Origin of the sequence: Pseudoclavibacter terrae (assembly GCF_008831075.1) — a bacterium.
Classification (GTDB): domain Bacteria; phylum Actinomycetota; class Actinomycetes; order Actinomycetales; family Microbacteriaceae; genus Pseudoclavibacter; species Pseudoclavibacter terrae.
In genome coordinates this window covers 131,971-154,233 of record NZ_WBJX01000003.1, presented here as the reverse complement: position 1 = coordinate 154,233, position 22,263 = coordinate 131,971, and the positions used below count along the sequence as shown (strand labels likewise).

At 68.3% G+C, this 22,263-nt stretch carries 22 protein-coding genes and 1 tRNA gene; 14 read left to right on the top strand and 9 right to left on the bottom strand.

Annotated elements, in window-relative coordinates; translation table 11 throughout:
* The first annotated feature begins 20 nt into the window (after positions 1-20).
* The 3 genes from F8O03_RS10165 to F8O03_RS18520 all read left to right on the top strand — a co-directional run bounded on the left by F8O03_RS10165 (position 21) and on the right by F8O03_RS18520 (position 2,816).
* Positions 21-920 (top strand): NAD(P)-dependent oxidoreductase, encoded by a 900-nt coding sequence (locus F8O03_RS10165; RefSeq protein WP_151423779.1) that lies wholly within the window; start codon positions 21-23, stop codon positions 918-920.
* A 92-nt stretch (positions 921-1,012) separates the two neighbouring features.
* Positions 1,013-2,473: a GntP family transporter gene (locus F8O03_RS10160; RefSeq protein WP_151423778.1), complete on the top strand. Its 1,461-nt coding sequence runs from the start codon at positions 1,013-1,015 to the stop codon at positions 2,471-2,473.
* Positions 2,474-2,693: 220 nt separating this feature from the next.
* Entirely contained in the window at positions 2,694-2,816 is a 123-nt protein-coding gene (locus tag F8O03_RS18520; protein WP_280115574.1) for a hypothetical protein, read from the top strand.
* Positions 2,817-3,001: 185 nt separating this feature from the next.
* Here the strand turns inward: F8O03_RS18520 and F8O03_RS10155 are convergent, their stop codons facing one another.
* Complete coding sequence (locus F8O03_RS10155; RefSeq protein WP_151423777.1) at positions 3,002-4,198, bottom strand: MFS transporter; 1,197 nt, start codon at positions 4,196-4,198, stop codon at positions 3,002-3,004.
* 174 nt (positions 4,199-4,372) lie between these two features.
* Positions 4,373-5,092 carry a DedA family protein gene (locus tag F8O03_RS10150; RefSeq protein ID WP_151423776.1) on the bottom strand — a complete coding sequence of 240 codons (720 nt, stop codon included), beginning with the start codon at positions 5,090-5,092 and terminating at the stop codon, positions 4,373-4,375.
* A 410-nt stretch (positions 5,093-5,502) separates the two neighbouring features.
* Between F8O03_RS10150 and F8O03_RS10145 the strand changes: the two genes are divergently transcribed.
* Together F8O03_RS10145 and F8O03_RS10140 are read left to right on the top strand one after the other, a co-directional pair.
* Positions 5,503-7,248, top strand: a complete 1,746-nt coding sequence (locus F8O03_RS10145) for an HNH endonuclease signature motif containing protein (RefSeq protein WP_167516543.1) — start codon at positions 5,503-5,505, stop codon at positions 7,246-7,248.
* Between the two features lie 4 nt (positions 7,249-7,252).
* Positions 7,253-7,930, top strand: coding sequence for a hypothetical protein (locus F8O03_RS10140; RefSeq protein WP_151423774.1), 678 nt, complete (start codon positions 7,253-7,255; stop codon positions 7,928-7,930).
* Positions 7,931-7,974: 44 nt separating this feature from the next.
* Here the strand turns inward: F8O03_RS10140 and F8O03_RS10135 are convergent, their stop codons facing one another.
* Positions 7,975-9,711, bottom strand: a complete 1,737-nt coding sequence (locus F8O03_RS10135) for an MDR family MFS transporter (RefSeq protein WP_151423773.1) — start codon at positions 9,709-9,711, stop codon at positions 7,975-7,977.
* Between the two features lie 58 nt (positions 9,712-9,769).
* Positions 9,770-10,393 (bottom strand): TetR/AcrR family transcriptional regulator, encoded by a 624-nt coding sequence (locus F8O03_RS10130; RefSeq protein WP_244296171.1) that lies wholly within the window; start codon positions 10,391-10,393, stop codon positions 9,770-9,772.
* Between the two features lie 113 nt (positions 10,394-10,506).
* On the opposite strand from F8O03_RS10130, the gene cls reads away from it, so the two are divergent.
* The 3 genes from cls (at position 10,507) to F8O03_RS10115 (ending at position 13,362) form a co-directional block, all read left to right on the top strand.
* Positions 10,507-11,985, top strand: coding sequence for a cardiolipin synthase (cls, locus tag F8O03_RS10125; protein ID WP_104254272.1), 1,479 nt, complete (start codon positions 10,507-10,509; stop codon positions 11,983-11,985).
* 124 nt (positions 11,986-12,109) lie between these two features.
* Positions 12,110-13,027 carry a VOC family protein gene (locus F8O03_RS10120; protein ID WP_151423772.1) on the top strand — a complete coding sequence of 306 codons (918 nt, stop codon included), beginning with the start codon at positions 12,110-12,112 and terminating at the stop codon, positions 13,025-13,027.
* A 98-nt stretch (positions 13,028-13,125) separates the two neighbouring features.
* Positions 13,126-13,362, top strand: a complete 237-nt coding sequence (locus F8O03_RS10115; RefSeq protein WP_104254270.1) for a DUF3072 domain-containing protein — start codon at positions 13,126-13,128, stop codon at positions 13,360-13,362.
* A 76-nt stretch (positions 13,363-13,438) separates the two neighbouring features.
* On the opposite strand, the gene F8O03_RS10110 is transcribed toward F8O03_RS10115, so the two are convergent.
* Both F8O03_RS10110 and F8O03_RS18070 read right to left on the bottom strand, forming a co-directional pair.
* A tRNA-Gly gene (locus F8O03_RS10110) sits at positions 13,439-13,512 on the bottom strand.
* Positions 13,513-13,593: 81 nt separating this feature from the next.
* The gene (locus F8O03_RS18070) at positions 13,594-13,767 is read right to left on the bottom strand and encodes a hypothetical protein (RefSeq protein WP_167516542.1); all 174 of its coding nucleotides are present in this window, start codon (positions 13,765-13,767) and stop codon (positions 13,594-13,596) included.
* Positions 13,768-13,814: 47 nt separating this feature from the next.
* On the opposite strand from F8O03_RS18070, the gene dcd reads away from it, so the two are divergent.
* From dcd to F8O03_RS10085, 5 genes are all read left to right on the top strand, one after another.
* Positions 13,815-14,420, top strand: a complete 606-nt coding sequence (gene dcd / locus F8O03_RS10105; RefSeq protein WP_151423771.1) for a dCTP deaminase — start codon at positions 13,815-13,817, stop codon at positions 14,418-14,420.
* Between the two features lie 139 nt (positions 14,421-14,559).
* Positions 14,560-15,678 (top strand): VIT1/CCC1 transporter family protein, encoded by a 1,119-nt coding sequence (locus tag F8O03_RS10100; protein WP_151423770.1) that lies wholly within the window; start codon positions 14,560-14,562, stop codon positions 15,676-15,678.
* Positions 15,679-15,683: 5 nt separating this feature from the next.
* Positions 15,684-16,298, top strand: a complete 615-nt coding sequence (locus F8O03_RS10095; protein WP_151423769.1) for an NUDIX hydrolase — start codon at positions 15,684-15,686, stop codon at positions 16,296-16,298.
* 208 nt (positions 16,299-16,506) lie between these two features.
* Entirely contained in the window at positions 16,507-17,541 is a 1,035-nt protein-coding gene (locus F8O03_RS10090) for a hypothetical protein (protein ID WP_151423768.1), read from the top strand.
* Positions 17,460-17,918: a GntR family transcriptional regulator gene (locus F8O03_RS10085; RefSeq protein ID WP_341872792.1), complete on the top strand. Its 459-nt coding sequence runs from the start codon at positions 17,460-17,462 to the stop codon at positions 17,916-17,918. The genes F8O03_RS10090 and F8O03_RS10085 overlap by 82 nt, the downstream gene beginning before the upstream one ends.
* Positions 17,919-17,929: 11 nt before the next feature.
* Here F8O03_RS10085 and F8O03_RS10080 read toward each other — a convergent pair whose 3' ends face one another.
* From F8O03_RS10080 to F8O03_RS10070, 3 genes are all read right to left on the bottom strand, one after another.
* The gene (locus tag F8O03_RS10080; RefSeq protein ID WP_151423767.1) at positions 17,930-18,721 is read right to left on the bottom strand and encodes a DUF4333 domain-containing protein; all 792 of its coding nucleotides are present in this window, start codon (positions 18,719-18,721) and stop codon (positions 17,930-17,932) included.
* A gap of 317 nt (positions 18,722-19,038) precedes the next feature.
* Positions 19,039-19,944 carry a hypothetical protein gene (locus tag F8O03_RS10075; RefSeq protein WP_151423766.1) on the bottom strand — a complete coding sequence of 302 codons (906 nt, stop codon included), beginning with the start codon at positions 19,942-19,944 and terminating at the stop codon, positions 19,039-19,041.
* Complete coding sequence (locus tag F8O03_RS10070) at positions 19,944-21,029, bottom strand: trypsin-like serine peptidase (RefSeq protein WP_104254256.1); 1,086 nt, start codon at positions 21,027-21,029, stop codon at positions 19,944-19,946. Before F8O03_RS10070 ends, F8O03_RS10075 begins: the two co-directional genes overlap by 1 nt.
* Before the next feature lie 167 nt (positions 21,030-21,196).
* On the opposite strand from F8O03_RS10070, the gene F8O03_RS10065 reads away from it, so the two are divergent.
* Entirely contained in the window at positions 21,197-22,261 is a 1,065-nt protein-coding gene (locus F8O03_RS10065; RefSeq protein WP_151423765.1) for an LLM class flavin-dependent oxidoreductase, read from the top strand.
* The last annotated feature ends 2 nt before the right edge of the window (positions 22,262-22,263 follow it).

Genomic DNA, 22,263 nt, shown 5'->3' with positions numbered 1-22,263 from the left:
GCACCGAGAAACGAGCAACCATGACCTCCACCTCTTACTCCGTCGCCGTCCTCGGACTCGGCGCCATGGGCCTGCCGATGGCGACGCGCCTCAGCAGCCAGCTGACCGTCAACGGCTTCGACATCGCGCAGCCGCGCCTGGACCTCGCGGCCGCCGCGGGCATCGCGCCGCACGACTCCGCGGCCAGCGCCGTCGCGGGCGTCGACGCGGTCCTCCTCGCTGTCCGCAACGGCGAGCAGCTGCACGACGTGCTCTTCGGCGCGAACGGCATCGCCGACAAGCTCGACGAGGGCGCCGTCGTCATCCTCACGAGCACCGTCGGCACCGACGGCATCGCCGAAGTCGTCGCCCGCCTCGAGCAGCACTCCGTCGAGCTCGTGGATGCGCCCCTGTCGGGCGGTCCCGTCCGCGCGGGCCAGGGTGACCTCCTCATCGTCGTCGGCGCGACGCCCGCCGCCCGCGAGAAGGCGCAGCCCGTGCTCGAGCTGCTCGCATCCACGCTCACCGTCGTGGGCGACCGGCCCGGTGACGGGCAGGCGCTCAAGACCGTCAACCAGCTGCTGTGCGGCGTGCACATCGCGGCCGCGGCGGAGGCGCTCGCCCTCGCCGAGCGCCTCGGGCTCGACCCCGAGAAGACCCTCGAGACGCTCGGGGCGGGAGCCGCCGGCTCGTTCATGCTCGCGAACCGCGGGCCGCGCATCCTGGAGGCCTACGACGAGGACGGCGCCGAAGTGCTCAGCCGACTCGATATCTTCGTCAAGGACATGGGCATCGTCGGCAAGGCGAGCCGCTCCGTCGGACTCCCCACGCCGGTCGCCGCGGCTGCCGAGCAGCTGTACCTCCTCGGCCAGGCGCAGGGTCTCGGCGCATCCGACGACTCAGCCGTCATCCTCGCCCTCGCCCCCAAGGCCACCGACTAGGACTCAGACGGCCCAGACACCCCGTCGGCGAGAGTCCTGCTCCCGCTGACCCCGCTCTCGTCACACCCACGCTCTCGTCAAAGGAGACGGACTTGTCCACCCTGCTGCTGCTCACCATCGGTGTCGGAGGAATCGCATTCCTCCTGCTGCTGATCATCAAACTCAAGGTCCATGCCTTCCTGGCGCTGCTCATCGTCAGCATCCTCGTCGGTCTCGCGACGGGGCTGCCGCTCGTCACGATCCCAGAAACCGACCTGGAACCGGCGAAGCTCGGCATCATCGAGTCGATCATCGCCGGGATGGGCGGAGTGCTCGGCTCGGTCGCCATCCTCGTCGCACTCGGTGCGATGCTCGGCAAGATCATCGAGATCTCCGGCGGCGCATCGAGCCTCGCCGGCCGGTTCACGAAGATCCTCGGCCCGAAGCGCGTCGCCGGCGCGCTCACCGCGGCGGCGCTCGTCCTCGCGATCCCCGTGTTCTTCGACGTCGGCTTCATCATCCTCGTGCCGATCATCTACGGCTTCTGCAAGGCCGCCGGCGTCAACCCCGTGAAGTTCGGCCTCCCCATCGGCGGCATCATGCTCGCCGTGCACGTGTCCGTCCCACCGCACCCGGGCATCGTCGGCGGCTCCGGCATCCTCGGTGCCGACCTCGGCTGGGTGACCATCCTGGGCCTCGCCGTGTGCCTGCCCCTTGCCGTGGTGGCGCACTTCCTCTCGAAGTGGCTCAACCGTCGCGACATCACGATGCTGCCGAGCACCGCCGCCTCCTTCGCAGCGTTCGGAACCGAGAAGGGCGCTGAGTCGGTCGTCGACGGATCGGGCGCGGGGACGTCCCCTGCCGCAACCTCGACGAAGACCGGCACCGTCGCACCCCCGAGCTCGGGAATGATCATGGCGCTCATCCTGACCCCGCTGGTCATGATCGCCCTCGGCACGGTCGGCGCCACGCTGCTCCCATCGGGCGACCCGGTCCGCAACGTGCTCGGCTTCATCGGCGCGCCCCTGTTCGCTCTGCTCGTGACAGTGCTGCTCGCGAGCTTCTTCCTCGGATTCCGCCGAGGATGGAACGCAACCCAGCTCGGCGAGGTCATCGAATCGGCCCTGCCGCCCGTCGCGATCGTCATCCTCGTATCCGGGGCCGGTGGGTCGTTCGCCCGCGTGCTCACGGAGAGCGGCATCGGAACGGCGCTCAGCGAGACGCTCCTCGAGACGGGAATGCCGCTCATGCTCATGGCCTTCCTGATCTCGCTCGCGCTGCGAGCCGCCCAGGGGTCGGCGACCGTGGCGATCCTCACGACGGCCGGGCTGCTCAGCGCGTCGGTCCTCGGCGGCGACTACTCCACGATCCAGGTCGCGCTCCTCGCACTCGCGATGTCCTTCGGCGCCCTCGGCCTGTCGCACGTCAACGACTCCGGCTTCTGGGTCGTGACGCGCTACCTCGGCCTGAGCGTCGCGGATGGCCTCCGCACCTGGACGGTCCTCACAACGGTGCTCGGCCTCGTCGGCTTCCTGCTCTGCTCCCTCGTCTGGCTGATCGTGGGCATCGCGTAGCCCCACCCCACCCGCGCACGCATCCGCCGCCGCACTCGATCGCTGCCAGTCAAGTAGCCCCTATGGCAGAGGCTGAAGGGCCACTTGGCTGGCAGCGATGGAGTCGTGCGGCGGCAATCGGGCCACTTGGCTGGCAGGGATTGCCGAACGGATGCTGCGGGCGCGGGCGTGGGGACGGATACCGCGACCCGCGTCACCACGTCGCAGCTAGGCTCGGGCCGTGGTCGAGTTCATCGTGTTCTGCCTCCCCGGGCTGGTCTACGTCCTGGTGCAGTCGCGTGGGGAGCACCGCTCGCACGCCAGCCCGACGGGGGCACCTGCATCCGCGCCATCCCGACAGTGATCACTGCCAGTCAAGTGGCCCTCTGGAGGGGGCCTGAAGGGAGAATTGGCTGGCTGCGATCGAGGGCGGGGTCGCGGTAGGGGCCATTTGGCTGGCAGCGATTCGCGAGTGGGCCGTGTCCAGCGTATGGGCGCATCCACTCGGAACCGGGGCCGCGAGCATGCGCCCGCCGCCCCGGGGCAAACCTACGGAGCCTGCGGCCCCTTCTGCACAGGGATGACGCCGGTGCGGGCCGGCGGGTTCGGGAAGAACCAGAGGATGGCGCCGGAGAGGATCCAGATGATGGCCATGCCGGCGACGAGCCAACCAGCGTCGAACCCGGCGATGAGGCCTGCGACGGCTGCGCCGACCGCGGCGGCGGTGACGCGCAGTCCTGCGCCGATGGTGAAGACCTGGGAGCGCACGTTCGGCTTGCTCTCCTTGTCGCGCAGCAGCATCATGGCGGCGTTCGCGGGCGCCGCGAAGAGGCCGGCGATGAAGACGGCGGCGAACGTGAAGCCGACCGGGAGCGCTGGGACGGCGATGAGGAGGAACGCGCCCGTCGCGACGAAGCCCATGCCCATGACCCACACGGGGCCGCGCGTCGTCCAGGTCCTGATGGCCATGAACAGCGCGCCGGCGAGGCCGCCGATGGCGTAGGCCGTGACGATCCAGGCGGCGGACGCTTCGGAGCCGGTGCGCTCCAGGGAGATGGCGATCGCTGCGATGCCGAGCGCCCCGCCGGCGATCTGGCTGACGGTGCCTGCCGTGGTGACGATCGCGATCGGCTTGTGCCGCACGAGGTAGGTCATGCCGCGGGCGATGGTGCGGCCGAGCCCTTCGACGGTGCCCGCCTTTGGGTGCATCCGGATGCCGAACCCGGCCATCGCCCCGATGAACGCGAGGGCTGCGAGGAGCACCATCGCGAGCCGAGCGGACCCGGCGAGCGGGATCGCGAGCGCGGCCAGCGCGGGCCCGCCGACCGACGCGATCGTGTACGACAGGGCGTCCTGCGCATACGCCTTCCGAACGGGTTCGATGTTGTCTGGCGCGAAGCTCGAGAGGCCGCCCATGTATGCGGGGGTCACGAAGCCGGCGACCGCGAGGATGAGCGCGATCACGCCGATCGGCAGGGTGCCGAGCTGCGACGCGAACAGGTACGCGGCGGCTGTGATGGCACCGCCGATGATGAGGAGCAGGCGGGGTCGGCGCATGCGGTCGAGGAGCGCGCCGACGAGCGGCGCCGCGATGACGCTCGGGAAGAGGGCGACGGCGACGAGGAACCCGCCGACCGCGACATCGCCGAGCTGTTCGACGGCGAGGAGGGGAAGAGCGACGACCGCTCCGGCGTTCGCCAGTCTGAGGGGGATCGAAGTCGACTGGTACCGCCAGATGCCGCTCATCCGAGAACTGAACTCCTCACTGCAACGCCGTCAGAGACGCGGCAGACGATGCCGCGGAACCCCAGCCTACGTCTCGCGGGAGGCGTGGGGCGGCGCTGCGAAACGTGCCGCAACGCGTCGAGGCGGGGGTTGTGAGGGGCGGTTCGCGCGGTCGGTTTTCGTCTCGTGCGGCGCTCAGTCGCCGAGCTTCTGGTCGAAGTCCTTGGGCGCGAGGGCGAGCGCTTCGGCTTCCTCACGGCTCAGCTGCTGAGCTTCGCGCCGCGACTTCCGTGCGTTGAGGAGGTAGTGGATGCTCGTGGGCACGACGGTCGCGAGGACGGCGAGGATCAGGATCAGGTCGATGTACTCGCGGATGAAGTCGCCGAGCACGGGCACGTAGCCGAGGAGGTAACCGGCGAAGGTGAGGCCGGACCCCCAGATGAGGGCGCCGATGAGGTTGTAGATCGTGTACTTGCGGTAGTCCATCTTGCCGACGCCGGCCGCGACGGGAGCGAACGTGCGCACGATGGGCACGAAGCGGGCGACGATGACGGCGAGGCCTCCGAAGCGCTCGAAGAACGCGTTGGTGCGTTCGACGTTCTTCATGCTGAAGAGGCCGCTCTCCTTGCGTTCGAAGATCCTCGGGCCGGCCTTGCGGCCTATCAGGTAGCCGACCTCGCCTCCGAGGAACGCGGCGAAGCCGATGGCGAGGCACACCCACCAGATGTCGAAGCCGATGCCGGGGTAGAAGGCGAGGAGGCCGGTGATGAGCAGCAGCGTGTCGCCGGGCAGCAGGAAGCCGACGAGGAGTCCGGTCTCCGAGAACACGATGAGGCAGACGACGAGCAGCGCCCAGGGACCCGCGCCGTGAATGATCGTTTCGGGGTCGAGCCAGGGGAAGAGTGTGGGAACCACGGAAGATGCATCCAGTCGCAGAATTCTTGAGGTGAACGAAGGGTATCCCCTGCGGATGGGCGAAGAGGGGGCGATTCCGTCAACCGCGGGCGTCGATCGTGTTGCAGCTCGCGGTCTGGACGTCCAGGCAGGGGAAACGCTCACCAACGTGCGCGGGTGTCTCCCCGTCGCCGACCTCGTCGACTGGGCGTGTGTCGACGTCGAGGACGCGCCGCCGGGGCCGTGGCTCAGGCTGGCCACGACATCCGCGATGCAGTTGGGCGGGCCGCGAGCGGTGCCGCGGCGTCGTGCCTCGCCGCGGGGTCGGGATGTCGGCGGTCGGTCGTAGCGTGAGGAATGCGGCGGTGAGTGCCTCGGCGCTGCTGCGCGTGAGGCCGCGGCGGAGAGGTCTATTGTGGATACTCGTAGATATGTTCGAGAACATGGTAGGGTGGAGCTGGATCTTGGGGGAGGTCGAGATGTGGGATGGAACGCAGAATCTGCGCGACGACGAGGCTTCGTGCCCGGGCACGCTGCGGGAGCCCGGAACCGAGCACAGGGCTGGGGATGTGTCGTTTCCGGCAGGTGTTGCGGCGTCCGTTCGCGAGGCCGCGGTCGACGCGACTCCGGCGGTCGAGGCGTTCATCGACGGGCGCCGACCCATCGCATCCCTGCTCGATACGGAGTTCTTCGCCGCGTTCGAAGAGCTGGCCGCACGCAAGCGGATGCTCGACGCGACCCTCCTCGAGATGACCGCCGAGCTGCTCGGGCGCGACGAGGTGACCCCCGTGGCGTTCTCGGGGTCGCTGGTGCGGCGCGGCGGGTTCCGGTCGGTGCACGAGGCCGTGCGGCAGACCCTCGGGCTGCGGCGTGGTGAGGCGGGCGCCCTGCGAGAGCTCGCGGAGGCGACTCGCGAGACGATCAGCATGACGGGCGAGCCGCTGCAGCCGACGCGGGGCCACGTGGCGGTCGCCGTCGCAGAGGGGCGAGTGACCCTCTCGCAGGCATCGGCGATCGCCAGAGGGCTGCGTGAGGCCGATGGTCGCGCTGATGTCTCCGCCCTCGATCGTGCGGAGTACGAGCTCGTGCAGGCAGCCTGCGGACTCACGCCAGAAGACGACGAGCCCGCCTCGCCGGAGCGCCTCGCCAAGCAGGCGGCCGTGTGGGTTGCCTTCCTCGACCCCGACGGCGCGGAGCCGAACGCGGAGCGCCAAGCCGAGAAGCGCGGTCTCTCCTTCACGCGCCGCTCCGACGGAATGGTGCAGGGGCGACTCCTCGCGACGCCCGAGCAGGGCGAGATCCTGCAGCGAGTCCTCGACGCGTACCTCTCGCCGAGGCGCGATCACGCCTGCGACGAGGAGGAAGCCGGCCATGACGCCACGCTCCGTGCGTCCGGTGCAGTCGGTGCGCCCGATGCGTCAGGTGTACTCGGTGTGTGCGATGCGTCCGGTGTGCCCGGCACGTCCGGTGTGCACGAGCCTGAGGTGCCGATCCGAGACGAGCGCAGCCCATCCCAACGGCGCATCGACGCCCTCGTGTCGGTGTTCGCGCAGCATGCTGAGTCCCCGGCCGCGCCGCGCACGGGTGGCGAGGCGCCGACCCTGGTCGTCTCGGTCACTCGTACAGGGCTCCTCGGAGCCATCGACAGCCTGGCCGATGTGCCGCGCTTCGAGCACTCCGGTGAACCGGCCCCGATCGACGTCGCCAGGCGCATCCTGTGCGACGGCATCATCCGGGCCGCCCTCGTCGACGACGACGGAGAAGTGCTCAAGCTGGGTCGCAAGCGACGACTCTTCAGCCCCGCTCAGCGAAGAGCGATCTTCGCCAGAGACGGCGGGTGCCGGGCACCCGGCTGCGAGTTCCCCTACGACATGGTCGAATTCCACCACGTCAGACCCTGGTGGCAGGGCGGTCTCACCGACGCCCGCAACGGCATCGCGTTGTGCAGCTTCCACCACCACGAAGTCCACCTGGAACGGCTCGTCATCGTGCCCTCGACCGACCGCGCATGGGACGTCGAACCCGCAACAGGGCCACGGAGCAGTCGCAGCCAGATTCGCGCGCGTGACAGCGCGGCGCGCGCCGTGGAGTTCGGTACTCCGGTACCCGGCCTCGTCACCGGCCTCGTCGCCGGCGCCGCCGCCCAGGAGCTGCCGACCGGCGGCTTGCGAGACTAGGCGCATGCCACGAATCCGCGAACAGCACTTCCCACCCCTCGAAGTGATGAGAGGTCGTTGGGCGCTGGCGGCCGCCATAGAGACGGCGATCCTCGGTGAGAACAGCCAGAACGCGCGCGCCGACCGCCACGGCTGGTTCTCCTCCGACGGCGGCGGCAGCTGGGCTCGCCTCACTCCACTCGCCGACGGCCGCGCCGTCCTCAGCGGCATCGACCGCGACCACTCCGAGACGCATCAGACGGGCATCGACCCCACCGCCGGCCTCCCCGACTGGGTGATCGAGCACGTCGAGGCCGCGGTTCGCGATGAATCGGGTCGCGAGTGGACCAGCGGTGACGAGCAGCCCTGGCTCGGGTTCGTCTCCTGGCTCGACCGCGGCGAAGCCAACTGGCACACCGTCGACCACGGCGTCGCCGACGGCCTCGACCGGCACCTGCTGCCCGTGCTCACCGAACAGCGGATGCTCGACGCCGCAGACGACTGGTTCCAAGGCGCCGCCATGGAACTCGACGACCCGGAATCAGCACCAGAACGCGTGGACGCCGAAGCCGTTCTCCGCGCCGCACAGCTGGGCCCAGACCTCACGAGCGACGCGCTCGCCGCCGTCCTCCCCTTCGAGGGGATGCACGTGGAGGCCGCGCTCCGAGCCGCCAGGACGTTCGCCAACGGGCCAGCCGCCTGAGCAGGGCAGAAGCCCTCGGCGAGCCGGCCCGCGACGGCGGGACGCTAGTCGCGTTGCGGCGGGGTGCCCGGAACCTGATCGGACCCCTCCGAGGGCGATGCAACCATCGTCGACGCACCCGTCGTCGACGTCACACCGACCCCTGACGTCTCTGCGACACCGGCACGCCCTGCACGAGCGCCCCGGGCCGCCGCGTCCAACTCCTCAGCCTCGTCGCCGCCAACCGCCTCACCGCGGGCGACCAGCCCAGCGACATCCGACAGCGGGATCTGCTTCAGGAACAGCGACAGCAGGAACGCGAGCACGATGAACGGCACCAGGTACCAGAACACGGGAGCCAGCGCATCCGCATACGCCGTGACGATGCCATCTCGAACCCCGTCCGGCAGCTGCGACAGCGTCTGCGGGTCGATCGACGACGTCGCCGCCGCCGCATCCGCCGGGCTCGCCCCGCTCGCCGTGAACACCGACGTCAGGTTCTCGGTGAGGCGCGTCGTGAAGATCGCGCCGAACACCGCCGTGCCGAGCGCCGCACCCACCTCGCGGAAGTAGTTGTTGGTGCTCGTCGCCGTGCCGATCTCCGCAGCCGGAACCGCGTTCTGCACCACCAGCACCACCACCTGCATGATGAGACCGAGCCCCGCGCCGAAGAAGAACAGGAACACGCAGATCAACCAGACCGGCGTATCCGCGGTCAGCGTCGTCATGGCGACCATCGCGAGCCCGGTCAGGACCGTGCCGACGATCGGGTAGATGCGGTAGCGGCCCGTCTTCGAGATCAGGATCCCCGACGCGATCGACGTGCCCATGAGTCCCGCCATCATGGGCAGCATGAGCAGACCAGACGCCGCCGCCGAGGTGCCGGACGACATCTGCAGGAACGTCGGCACGAATCCGATCGCCGCGAACATGCCGATACCCAGCGTCAGCCCGATAGCCGTCGCGTTCACGAAGATCGGGTTCTTGAAGAGGCCGAGGGGGATGATCGGATCCTCGGCGCGCGACTCGACGAAGACGAACAGCGCCGCCGCGACGAGCAGGCCCAGGCCCCACGCCCACGTGACCATCGAGCCCCAGCCATGCTCAGCATCCGCACCGAAGTCGGTGAAGAAGATGAGGCACGTCGTCGCGGCCGACAGGAAGATGACGCCGAGGTAGTCGATGCGCTTCGTCGCCTTCTTGCTCGGCAGCTTCAGCGCGACGACCGCGATGACGAACGCGGCGATGCCGACGGGGATGTTGATGTAGAACGCCCACTGCCACGTCAGGTGGTCGACGAAGTAGCCGCCGAGCAGGGGGCCGCCGACGGCGGACAGGCCGAAGACCGCGCCGAGCGGGCCGAGGTACTTGCCGCGTTCGCTGGCCGGCACGATGTCGGCGATGATCGCCTGCGACAAGATGATGAGGCCACCGCCGCCGAGCCCCTGGAGGGCGCGGAACACGACGAACGCCCAGAAGCTGTCCGCGAAGGCGCACCCGACCGAGGCCAGCGTGAAGATCGCGATGGCGATGAGGAACAGGTTCCGTCGCCCGAGCACATCGCCGAACTTGCCGTAGATCGGCATGACGATGGTCGTCGCGAGCAGGTATGCGGTGGTGATCCACACCTGGTGGTCGACACCGCCGAGCTCACCGACGATCGTGGGCATCGCGGTCGAGACGATCGTCTGGTCGAGGCTCGAGAGGAGCATCCCGGCGATCAGGGCGCCGAAGATCGTCCAGATCCTGCGCTTCGTCAGCAGGAACTGCGGCTCGGCAGGCGCGTGTGCGGTGGAGGTCATGCGTTGGTCCGTTCGAAGAGTGATGGGGAATGCGGCGAACCGCGGGGATGGCAGAAGGTCAGCCGTGCAGCACGGCGCGCATGGCGTCGACGCGCCTGCCGACAACCGTCTCGATGTCGTCGGCGTTGTCGGTCGTGAAGAACTCGAACGCACTCGCCCGCATGACCGACATGAGGATCTGCACCGCCGCGGAGGCGCGGAGGTCACCTGCAGGAAGCCCCTCGCGGCGCTCGACGAGGGCCACGTCGCGCTTCTCGTCGCTCGACATGTGCTCGAGCACGCGCTTGAAGAGGCGCGGCTCCTGGTCGATGACGGCCATGACCTCGCGCACGCGCTCCGGGTCGGGCTCAGGATCGTCCATCCGCCACCGCTCGAGGGCGAGACGCGTGAGCGCCTCCAGGAGGTCGGGGCTCAGGTGCTTGCTGTGCGGGTCGCCGCCAGCTGCGAAGTCCTCGTCGAGGTGCGCCGTGTCGCGCCGAGCGGAGATGCCGAGAACTGCGTCTTCCTTCGACGCGAAATAGTTGAAGAACGTCCGCCGGGAGATCCCGACCTGCTCGCACAGCTCCTCGATCGTGAAGCCGGCGAGTCCCGCATCAAGGGCTCGCCTGCGGGCGGCCGCCGCGAGGTCGCGGCTCGTTCGCGCCATCTTGCGGGCACGCAGGTTCATTGCACTATCTGTCACTAGTGCAGTATTGCACTTTCTTTGGAAAGTGCAACGGATTCTGCGGGGAGATGTGGGGCCTCCCCGTGCGCATCCGTTGCCCTACGCTGTCCCCGAGTACCCAAGGAGACCAGATGGCCGAGATTCCGCACATCACGATCAGCGCCGGCTTCATCTTCGCGATCATCGACCTGATCATTCGCGTCATCGCGATCATCGTCGTGCCCCGCAACCGCAAGCCGAGCGTCGGCATCGCCTGGCTCATGGCCATCTTCCTCATCCCGTACGTCGGCGTCGTCGCGTTCCTCCTGCTCGGCAGCTTCCGCCTCCCCGCCAAGCGCATGGAGCGCCAGCAGGAGGTCACGACCTTCATCAACATGGCCGTCTCGAGCGTGGAGGTCGAACCCACCGAGCACACCGACCCGCCGTGGTTCGACTCCGTCGTCGCCCTCAACCGCACGTACACGGCGATGCCGCTCATCAGCGACAACGAGGTGGTGCTGCAGGGCGGCTACGAGGAGACGATCCAGGCGATGGCCGCCGAGATCGACACGGCCGAGAAGTGGGTGCACATCGAGTTCTACATCCTCGCCTGCGACCACACCACGCTCCCCATCTTCGACGCCCTCGACCGGGCAGCCGCTCGCGGCGTGAGCGTGCGCATCCTGCTCGACCACATCGCGTCCATCCGAGTGCCCGGATACCGCAAGCACACGCTGTCCCGCCTCAAGGCTCTCGAGCGGGCAGGCGCCGAGTGGCACTACATGCTGCCCGTGCGTCCGTGGCGCGGCGAGTACCAGCGGCCCGACCTGCGCAACCACAGGAAGCTGCTCATCGTCGACGGCAACTCCGCCTACCTCGGCTCGCAGAACGTCGTCGACTCCACGTACAACAAGCGCGGCAACATCCGCCGCGGGCTCCACTGGCACGACCTCATGGTGCGCCTCGAGGGCCCAGCCGTGCACGCCGTCAGCGCCGTCTTCATCACCGACTGGTACTCGGAATCGGGCACGATCATCCCCGAGGACCTCACCGACGTCGAGACCATGCCGCAGGAAGCGCGGATGGACTGCCAGATCGTGCCGAGCGGCCCCGGTTACCCCAGCGAGAACAACCTCCGCCTCTTCCTCAACCTGCTCTACGTCGCCCAGAAGTCGATCATCATCACGAGCCCCTACTTCGTGCCAGACGAGTCGATGCTCTACGCGATCACCACCGCAACGGCCCGCGGCGTGGTCGTCGAGCTGTTCGTCTCCGAGATCGGCGACCAGGCGATGGTCTACCACGCGCAGCGCTCCTACTACGAGGCGCTCCTGCTCGCCGGGGTGCGTATCTGGATGTACAAGTCGCCGACGATTCTGCACGCCAAGCACTTCACGATCGACGACGAGGTCGCCGTCATCGGGTCGTCGAACATGGACATGCGCTCGTTCTCCCTCAACTTCGAGGTGTCGCTCATGGTGCGCAGCGCCGACTTCGTCGAGGACCTCCGCGAGGTGCAGCAGGACTACCGCGAGCACTCGCGCGAGCTCACGATGTTCGAGTGGCGCAAGCAGCCGATGCGCTCGACCGTGCTCGACAACCTGGCGCGGCTCACGGCGGGACTGCAGTAGGCGCAGCCTGGGTGTTCGCTCCGACCGGGGTCCGGGCGCGCGGCCGATGTCGGTAGTCGGGAGTAACTTTGCCAGTGGGTTCGACTGAGCCCAGAACTACCGACGCGTGCAGGAGTAACGAGTCATGCAGAAGATCATCCCGAACCTGTGGTTCAACAAGAACGCCGAAGAAGCTGGCGAGTTCTACGCTTCCATCTTCCCGAAGACGACGACGTCCGTGGAAGCCAGATATCCCGAGACCGACCTCCTCGACTTCCAGAAGGAGTTCGCCGGTCTTCCGCTCGTCGTGGGCGTGGACATCGACGAGTACCGGTTCACGCTCATCAACGCGGGCGACCAGTTCAGGCCCAACCCGTCGATCTCGTTCATGCTCAACTTCGACCCCCGCGTGCTCGGTGGAGACGCGGCGTCGGCACGCGAGGAGATCGACCGGGTCTGGGCGGGGCTCAGCGAGGGCGGCAAGGCCCTCATGCCGCTGCAGGAGTACCCGTTCAGTCCGCACTACGGCTGGATCGAAGACCGGTACGGCGTGAGCTGGCAGCTCATGCTCGTCGACCCTGAGGGGCTGAGCACGGCTGATGACCCCCGTCCCTTCATCGTGCCGAGCCTCATGTTCGGTCGCGAAGCGCAGAACAGGGCGCGGGAGGCCATCGACCTCTACGTGTCCCTGTTCCCAGAGTCCCGTGTCGGCACCATCGCCGAGTATCCGGCACCATCTGGCCCGGCCGTGGCCGGGGCGATCATGTACGCCGACTTCCAGCTCGCGGGTCAGTGGTTCGCCGCCATGGACAACGGTGCCGGGCAGGAGTTCGGCTTCGACTGCGGTGTCTCGCTCGAGGTCGGCTGCTCCGACCAGGCAGAGATCGACCGCTACTGGGACGCGCTGAGCGCCGTCCCCGAGGCGGAGCAGTGCGGATGGCTGGCCGACAAGTTCGGTGTCAGCTGGCAGATCGTGCCACAGAACATGGGCGAGCTGATGGCAAGGCCCGGGGGGTACGAGCACATGATGCAGATGAAGAAGCTGGTCATCGCCGACTTCTGATTCCTAGCATTCCGAGGTGTGCTCGCCGCCGGGATTCGAACACATATTCCCAGCATTCGTCGGGCCATCGGCCAGGAGCGCCGCTTACTGTCGCGGACATGGCAGAGACACACGAAGGTGAAATGCTCGGCGCGACCGAGCCCGGCGAGAACGGTACAGAGAAGGACCCGTCGACGTGGGTCACCGGCGACGAGCCGATGACCGGCGCGCAGCGCAGCTACCTCGACACGCTCGCCCGCGAGGCGGGCGAGGAGATCCCGGCGGACATCACGAAGGCGGAGGCGTCGGAGCACATCGACCGTCTGCAGCACGAGACCGGTCGCGGCGAGAGCTGACCGCGGAGGCGACTGCCTCCCGGAAGCCAGAACGGCCAGGTCAGAATGCGAACTGCATTCGGCCTGGCCTTCTTCGTGGAGCGGATGACGGGAATCGAACCCGCGCTATCAGCTTGGGAAGCTGAAGTTCTACCATTGAACTACATCCGCGCATCCACTGGCCGCTGGCCCGTGAACTCGACCATCGTACATGCACGCCGCTCGGAGGGTGCAAGAGCGCAGGCGTCGGCGTCAGTCGCGCTTCGTGACCAGGGCCCGGATGACGAAGAACACGATGACAGCGACCACCGCGACGATGCTCAGGCGGGCAACCATCCACGCCAGGTGGAAGAGCACATCGACAAGCCACCACGCGATGACGACGGCCACGACAACCCCGATGACGGTCCACACGTTTCTGCTCACGGGCTGAGCCTAGCCGTCGGGTTCCGGCGAGCAACTAGGCTGGCGACGTGCTTCTCAGCGATCGGGACATCAAACAGGGCGTCGAGACTGGCCGCATCGGCCTCGAGCCGTACGAGCCGGCGCTCATCCAGCCGTCGAGCATCGACGTGCGCCTCGACAGGTACTTCCGGCTGTTCGACAACCACCGGTACCCGTTCATCGACCCGTCGGAGGAGCAGCCAGAGCTGACGCGACTCGTGGAGTCGAAGCCCGACGAGCCGTTCGTCCTGCATCCGGGGGAGTTCGTCCTCGCCTCCACGTTCGAACGCGTCACCCTCGGCGACGACGTCGCCGCCCGCCTCGAAGGCAAGAGCTCGCTCGGCCGCCTCGGACTCCTCACCCACTCGACGGCCGGCTTCATCGACCCCGGCTTCACCGGCCACGTGACCCTGGAGCTCTCCAACGTGGCGACCCTGCCGATCAAGCTCTGGCCCGGGATGAAGATCGGGCAGCTCTGCTTCTTCCAGCTCTCCAGCGCCGCAGAGCACCCCTACGGGTCAGCGATCTACAGCTCCAGGTACCTCGGGCAGCGCGGACCGACCGCATCCCGCTCCTTCATGAACTTCACGCGCGCGGACGTCTCCGTGACCGAGGCCGGCGCTCCCGGACAGTGAGCTCGACCCCGCTCAGGTGCGCCGAACATCTGCGCGAGGTTGCGGAAACCAGGAGGCGCGCGCGTAGCGTTGGCTGAACGTTGCCAACGATGCCCGTGCTCCACTGGGCTCGAGGCATCCGCACGAAGGATGCACGGCCATGCCACAGACACCACCGCCAGTTCCGGGGACCGGGGATCTCACACGGGAACCCACCTCCGCGGACATCCGCCGCTGGCGTCGCTACCTCGCCGATGAACGCGCCGAGGGGTCCGTGTACCGGGACCTCGCCGCGAAGCGGGACGGTGAGGAGAGGGAGATTCTCCTCGGCCTCGCGAACGCCGAAGTGCGCCACGAAGAGCACTGGCTGCGGCTCCTCGGCCCCGCCGGTGACGGCGGCGTCCGCGCTCACCTCGGCACGCGCCTCTTCGGCTGGTTCGCTCGCCGCTTCGGCTCCCTGTTCGTGCTTGCCCTCATCCAGCGCGCCGAATCCAGGTCCCCGTACGAGCGGGAAGCGGATGCGACGCCGGAGATGGCCGCTGACGAGCGCATCCACGAAGAGGTTGTGCGCGGGCTCGCGATGCGAAGCCGGTCCCGCATGTCGGGCATGTTCAGGGCTGCCGTGTTCGGAGCGAACGACGGGCTCGTCTCGAACCTCGCCCTGGTGCTCGGCATCGGCGCGACCGGAGCGTCGACCGTCATCATCCTCGCGACCGGGCTCTCCGGTCTGCTCGCCGGTGCCCTCTCGATGGCGGCCGGAGAGTACGTGTCGGTGCGGTCGCAGCGCGAGCTGCTGCAGGCATCCACGCCCAGTCCGGACACGCCGCAGACCATTCAGCGGCTCGACGTCAACGCGAACGAGCTGGAGCTCGTGTACCGGGCGCGCGGCATGGACGAGGCCGAGGCGCGCAAGTACGCGCATCGTGTGTTCGCGCTGCAGGGAGCTGACCCCGCCTCTGGCCCCATCGCCCTGCAGGCCGCGGATGAGGAACACGAAGAGCTCGGCACGGCGTGGACGGCGGCGCTCTCGAGCTTCGGCTTCTTCGCCGCCGGCGCACTCCTGCCAGTGCTGCCCTACATCTTCGGCCTGAGCGGGCTGACGGCCGTCATCGTCTCCGCGATCATCGTGGGCATCGCGCTGCTCACGACCGGCGCCATCGTCGGCGTGCTCTCCGGCGGCCCGCCGTGGCGCCGCGCTGGACGCCAGCTGCTCATCGGATACGGGGCGGCCGCCGTCACCTACGTGCTGGGCCTCATCTTCGGCGTTGCGGTTGGATAGGCCCCATGCCGATTCCTGAATTCGTCGCCGACCTGCGCGCCAAGATCGGGCCGGAGCATCCGCTCTGGCTTGCCGGTGCGACCGCTGTCATCATTCGTCCCCGTGCAGGCTCCGACGCGCCGCCGTTCGAAGGGTCTCGGACGCCTGCCGAGTCTGTGCGGGCCGGTGAGACTTTGCCGGCCGGTGAGACTGTGCCCGCCGGTGAAGAGGTGCTGCTGGTTCGTCGTTCAGACAACGGGGTGTGGAGTCCCGTGACGGGCATCGTCGACCCCGGTGAGCATCCCGCGACGGCGGCCGTGCGGGAGAGCCTTGAGGAGGCGATGGTCGAGGTGCGCGTCCACCGGCTCGTGCGGTTGAGCGTCTCGCCGAAGATCGTGCACGCGACCGGCGACCGGGCTCAGTACTGCGACCTCGTCTTCCGATGCACGTGGGTCTCCGGAGAGGCCGCCGTGGGCGACGACGAGTCGGTGGACGTCGCCTGGTTCCCAGTGGATGCGCTCCCCGATATGCCCGAGCACCTCGCGTCGCGCGTCGCTGTCGCGGTTGCCGACCGCCCCGAGTGCGAGCTGCTCGTCGATGGCGTCGCGCTGCCGATCGTCGCGCCGAACGGAACCTCGTAGCCGACCCGGCTGATTCAAGGGTTGCTCCGGTGGTGAGCTGCGCAAGTCCTGTCCAACTTCAGTGCGATATTCCGCCTTGGTGGCTCCAGCGGGACTATCAGGGCCAATTTCGCACTGATGTTGGACAGGCGTTGCACACAGTCGGGTTTTGTTCTACGTTAACGATACGTAATTCGTTACGTTTCAGTGGAACAAACGAGGGGGCAACATGCCTGCATGGCTGCAGATCGCGATTTCGGATCCTTGGTCCGTCCTCTACGCACACGGTTGGGTTGCATCCGTCGTCGCCGTACTGGTCATCTTGGCGATGCGAGTGCGAGCGGTAGGGCGCGACGGCAACGTCGATGCTGTGTCGACGAGGGACCGGTTCGTGTTTTTCCTGCTGGCGATCGGTGCGGTCTTGGTGTTCCTGGCTCAGGAACTGGTTCGTGATCTGGCAGCGACGATGTTCGTGAATCCTGATTGGACGACGAACTTCATTTGGTGGCGATACGTGGGACCTCCCGCTGCTCTGATCGTGCCTCTCATCCTTGCTGCAGTGGTACTGAGGCGAGCCCGGCGCGACGTCGAGGTGCGAGTTCCTCCGACCGCGGCCCGAGACTGGTCGACCTTCAGCAGTCGGAGCTCGCTGTGGTGCGCGTCGGTGGCACTTGGCACGCTCGCGAGCGTCTCCATCCTTGCGGGGATGCAATCTTCGCAGGCCGTTGACGGGGCATTCCGTCTCCTGCGGACCAGAGGGTACGAGATCTACGGCGACAGCCGAGCGCTGCAGGAAGAGGGGATGGATTACTTCGGCTGGTCGTACAGCGCGCCCGTGCTTGTCATCACGGGGTTGGCTGTCGTGGCGGTCTGGTTCGTGCTGCGCGAGAACGCACTGCGTCCGTATCGCCGCCCTGAGACCGCTGCGGGTGAGGCTCAGGTGCGTTCTGCTCTTGCATCTTCAGCGACGTTGCTGCTCACCGGAGCTGTTCTCCTCACGACTGCGATCGCGCTTCGCGATATCGGCAATGCTGGCCTGCCGTGGGGGTTCATGAGCACAGAGAGCATTGAGTCGATTCCGATTGGCGGGGAATTCGAAGCGCTGAGCCGGGTTCTTCTTGCTCTGGCGGCGCTGGTCCGCCCAGTTGGGCTGACGCTAGTCCTGCTTGGAGGCACGGTCTGGTGGCTTCCGTCGCTGATCGCCCGTCGAGGGTTGTATACCGCCCATGGTGCGGCTCGGTCAGTCACCGAGGTCGGTCAGTGACTGGGCGCACGGCGGCGAATGACTCACTGACGTCTCCGTCGGGCGGTGTGATTCGCTCGGCCGAACAGATTTACGACTACTTCAAGGGGCTCATCGTCTCGGGGCGCTTGGGGGCCGGGGACAAGCTGCCAACGGTACGTCAGAGCACGATCGACCTCGAAGTCGCCCTTGGGACCGCCGCAAAAGCGTACAAAATGCTCGAACAGGAGGGACTGGTCGTCTCGCGCGGGCGAGCCGGGACGCGAGTCGCTGAGTCAGGCGCTTTGCTCCCCGGCGACGTCGCTGCGCAGGTGCGGGCGACTGTGGCGAGTGCAAAGCGGCACGGGGTTGCACGTGACGACGTCGCCAGCGCGCTTCGCGCTTACTGGGACGCCTGACTCCGCCGCGTCTACTCCGGCGCGCCGACGACGACCTGGCCGTCGGCGGAAGAGACCGTGACCGTCACCGACTGGTCCTGCTCCGCGTAGGTGAACGTGCACTGGAACTCGGCCCCCTGGTCGGCCTTCACCTGCTCCGGGCAGGCCACGTCGCTCACCTCGACGAGGCCGAAGTCCTCCTGCAGCACGCGCGTCACCTCCGCTTGCAGGGGCTCCGCCGCGAGGACGCTGCCGTTGCTCTCACCGAGGAAGTAGCCGCCGAGACCAGCGATGAGCGCCGCCGCCGGAATGGCGAGGATCAGCAGGAGACGAGAGCTGCGACGCGGCTTGCCGTTCTGAGCGGAGCCTGCCGCGTCGAAACCGGAGCCCGGCGCCCCTGGCGTCGCGTACCCCGTCGACTGCTGGTACCCGTACCCCTGAGTCGGCGGGACCCCGGCAGGCGGGGCCCCAACCGGAGACCCGTACCCCGACCCCTGCGGTCCGTAACCGGTGCTCGGCGTCGCGTAGCCGGAACCCGTCGCCGCAGGCGCACCGTAGCTGGAGTTCGTGCTCCCGCCGTAACCGGACCCGTAGCCAGCACCCGCCGTGGAAGCGCCCGCCGCGGGTGCGCCGGTCGAGGGCGACCCGAAACCGTACGCAGAAGGTGTGCTGTGGCCGAATGAAGAGCCCGACGTTGAACTCGGAGAGAAGTTCGAGCCGCCGCCCCAAGCCGCGCCCTGGCCCGCGCCACCTGGCGGCGTGGCCGAAGCGCCGGGATACGTGGGGCGACCAGACGCCTGGCCGGGCTGGCCTGGCTGGCTCACCTGGCCCGTTTGGCCCGGCTGGCCTGCTTGGCCCGGCTGCCCTGGGCGGCTTTGCTGCGCGCCGGCGGCACCGGGGGGAGTGCCGTGCTGTCCCTGCTGCGGGTTCTGCCCGTGCTGCGGTGGGTGAGCATTGGGCGCCCCGTGCCCTTGCCCTGACCCACCCGGCTGCCCGTTCGGCTGCGCCTGTCCAGGATGCTGGCTGCGCGGATCGTGCTGGTTGCGCGGATCGTGTGGCCGCTGCGGGCCGCCCTGCGGTGGGAAGGTCATCGTGCTGCCTCCAGCTTGCTTGCTGCTGCGTTCATGAGCTCGGCCGACCCCTAGCCGGTCCTTGCATTTCCGATGGCATCCCAGAAGGCACTCGCCTGGTCTGCGGTGACGTTCGTCACGTACTGCGGCGCGAGCGACGCGGGGTCGTCCGGCAGGTCGTCCGCGGTCGGCGTCCCGGTGATCTCGAAGCCGAACTGCACCTCCACGTCGAGGGACGCCGCGTCCATCGTGCCGTTGACCTCGATCTTCTGCACGACGCCGTCGGTGCCCACCCACACGTGCAGGGGGAGGAGCGTGCCGAGCTCGTCCTCGCTGAGCTTCGATCGCAGGTCGTCCCCCAGCGTGTACAGGCCGGCCTCCTCGAGCGAGTCGAAGGTCACGGCGGACGTGAAGTGCTTGTTGCCGTCTGCGGACACCTCGAGCTTCTCGGGCAGCTCCTCGCCGTTGCTCTCTTTCGAGAGCTGCCAGGCTTCGACGAGGTTGCACATGAAGATGACGGTGCCGAGGATGCACGTGCGCTGCGGGTCGTTCGCCCGGTCGAGGTCGCCCATCGGCAGCCGGGCCCACGGCGTCGCCACGACCGTCGTGTACGCGCTGCCGAACAGGTAGTAGGTGAAGCCGCTGCCCGCCATGTGGACCTCGTCGATCGACGTTCCCGGCTCGGCCGTCGACTCCTTCGTGACGTAGGAGGCGCCGACGACGGTCGTCTCGTGCTGCGTGCTGAGCGTCGCCCCGGTCGAGGCCTTGCCGTGCGTGTAGGCGGTCGCGGAGAAGTTCTCGACACCCGCGAGCCCTTCGACGAGGGAGTCGCCGAGCAGCTCCGCGCCGGTGTCCGCGTGGTACTCGAGCTTGGCCTCGTGGTTCGCGACCGCGGTGGGCGTCGTCGTCGCGCATCCCGTCAGCACGAGCCCGACGAGGAGCGCCGTCATGCCTGCCACCAGCCGCCGCGTGCGCATCAGGCTCCTCCGCCGAGCTCGTCGTACAGGGAGAGCGCGGTCTGGCCGAGCACCGAACCCTCCCAGCGGAACGGGGGATTCGCCGACGAGAGGACGGTCGAGGAGGTCGCGGCGACGTAGCCTGCCCCGACGCTCTTGTCGTAGTAGACGAGCCACGCTCCGCCGGACCCTCCCGGTGTCATGCTGCACATGTGCGTGTACCCGCCGGCCGAGCCTTCCTTCCACTGGCTTGAGGCGCACATGTACTCCTCCGACCCGTCGTATGGGCTCGCGCTCGGATAGCCGACCTGCGTGATCGCCTTCGCTGGCACGCCGAACGCGATGCCCTGGCCGCCCGTCACGTCCTGGATGCGCTGCCCGTCCTTCTCCTCCATCACGAGGAACGCGAAGTCGTTGTTCCACCCGTCGCCATACACGCCCTGGTCGCCGTAGTTGGCGTTGTCGAGGAAGTGCTGCGGGATGCTGTAGTCGGTCGCCGCCCAGCGCCCGTATGGCTGCTCGGCGCCGTCGCCGCGATCGCCCGGGATGAAGACGACGTTGCTCGCGACGGCCTTGTTGCTCTCGAAGTCGACGAGGCAGTGCGCCGCCGTGACCACGATGTTGCGTTCGCCCGAGTTCACGACCGTCGCCGAGCAGACGGCGAGCCCGCTGGCGAACGACATGTAGAGGCGGCCGAAGGTGGATGCGCCGAGCCCAGCCCGGTCGAACGGCACGGCCTCCGTGACGTCGCCGTAGCCATTCGGTGACTCGGCGGCAGGCACCGCCGTCGTCGGGGCGACGAATGCGCCCGTCGCGGGGTCGCCGACACCGACCGTGATGCCGTTGTCTGGAGAGGTGTAGTCGAAGCCCTCGGCGTTCTTGAACATGTCGGGGTCTGACCAGAAGTCGTGGGACTCCTGGGGGGACGACTCGAACGAGTCGCGGAGGCTGACCGTTCCGCCCTCGATGGGGGCGTCCACCGCGTCGTAGCCGTTGGCCGAGGGCACCGCGGTCGCACTCACCGAGCATCCTGCGAGCAGCACGACCGCGGCAAGCGCGCCGATGCTCGCGAGCAGCGCCCGCGGTCGGCGACGGTGTCGAGTCATGGGGGTCTCCTTCGGCACGCTGGGTATGCCGTTCCTGGTCATGCTACGCAGGGCCACCGACAGTCAGGCCGCGAACTGGCCGAAAACCCAGGTGACGGGGAGTTCTCCCCTGGAGTCCGCCGAGGCCGCCCAGGAATAGCGGCGGGGTGGCACACGTTGCCCCTGCCATGCCAGGAACGACCAAGCTCTCCGTGCTCGACCTCATCCCGGTCTCCGAAGGACAGACGAGCGCCGACGCGATCGCCGCATCACGTCGTCTCGTGCAGCGTGCCGACGAGCTCGGCTACCACCGGTACTGGGTCGCCGAGCACCACAACACGGAGCTCGTCGCCTCGACCACCCCGCCGGTGCTGCTCGCGGCGCTCGGAGCGGGGACCAACCGGATCCGGCTCGGTTCGGGTGGCGTGATGCTGCCCAACCACGCACCCTTCGTGGTGGCCGAGCAGTTCGCGGCCCTCGAATGCGTCTATCCCGGTCGCATCGACCTCGGCTTGGGGCGTGCCCCAGGCACCGACCCGTTCACAGCCGCCGCCCTGCGCCGCGACCTCTCGCGCGACCGCGTCGACGAGTTCCCGAACGACGTGCTCGAGCTGATGGGGTTTCTCGGCGACGTGCGCGACGAGCACGACCGCGAGGTGCTCGCCCGCCTCCGCGTGACGCCAGGCGCCGACACCCACCCGCAGATCTGGCTGCTCGGCTCGAGCCTCTACGGGGCCGAGCTCGCCGCCGCCTTCGGCCTGCCGTACACGTTCGCCCATCACTTCGCGATGCACGCCGACCCGAAGGCTGCGGCCGATCACTACCGCGAGCACTTCGTGCCGTCTCCGGTGCTGGCAGAGCCGCACCTCATGGTGTCGGTGTCCGCGATCTCCGCCGACACCGTCGAGGAGGCCACGCGTCTCGCGCTCCCGAGCCGCGCCGCGATGCATCAGATCCGCTTCGGTCGACCCACCCGGGTCCTCACGCCGGACGGCGCCGCAGCGTACGCCGCGCGCATGCAGGACCGCTCGCTCTTCGACGCGACGACCGGCACACAGCTGGTCGGGACGCCCGAGACGGTGGCGGAGGGTATCGACCGGCTCGTCGAGCGAACGGGGGCCGACGAGGTCATCCTCGCCGCGACGACCCACGACGTCGACGTGCGCATCCGCACCATCGAGGCGCTCGCCGAGCTTCGGGACCCCGCTGCCTGGGAGTCGCGCACGAGTGTCGGTGCGCATCCGCATAATTGACG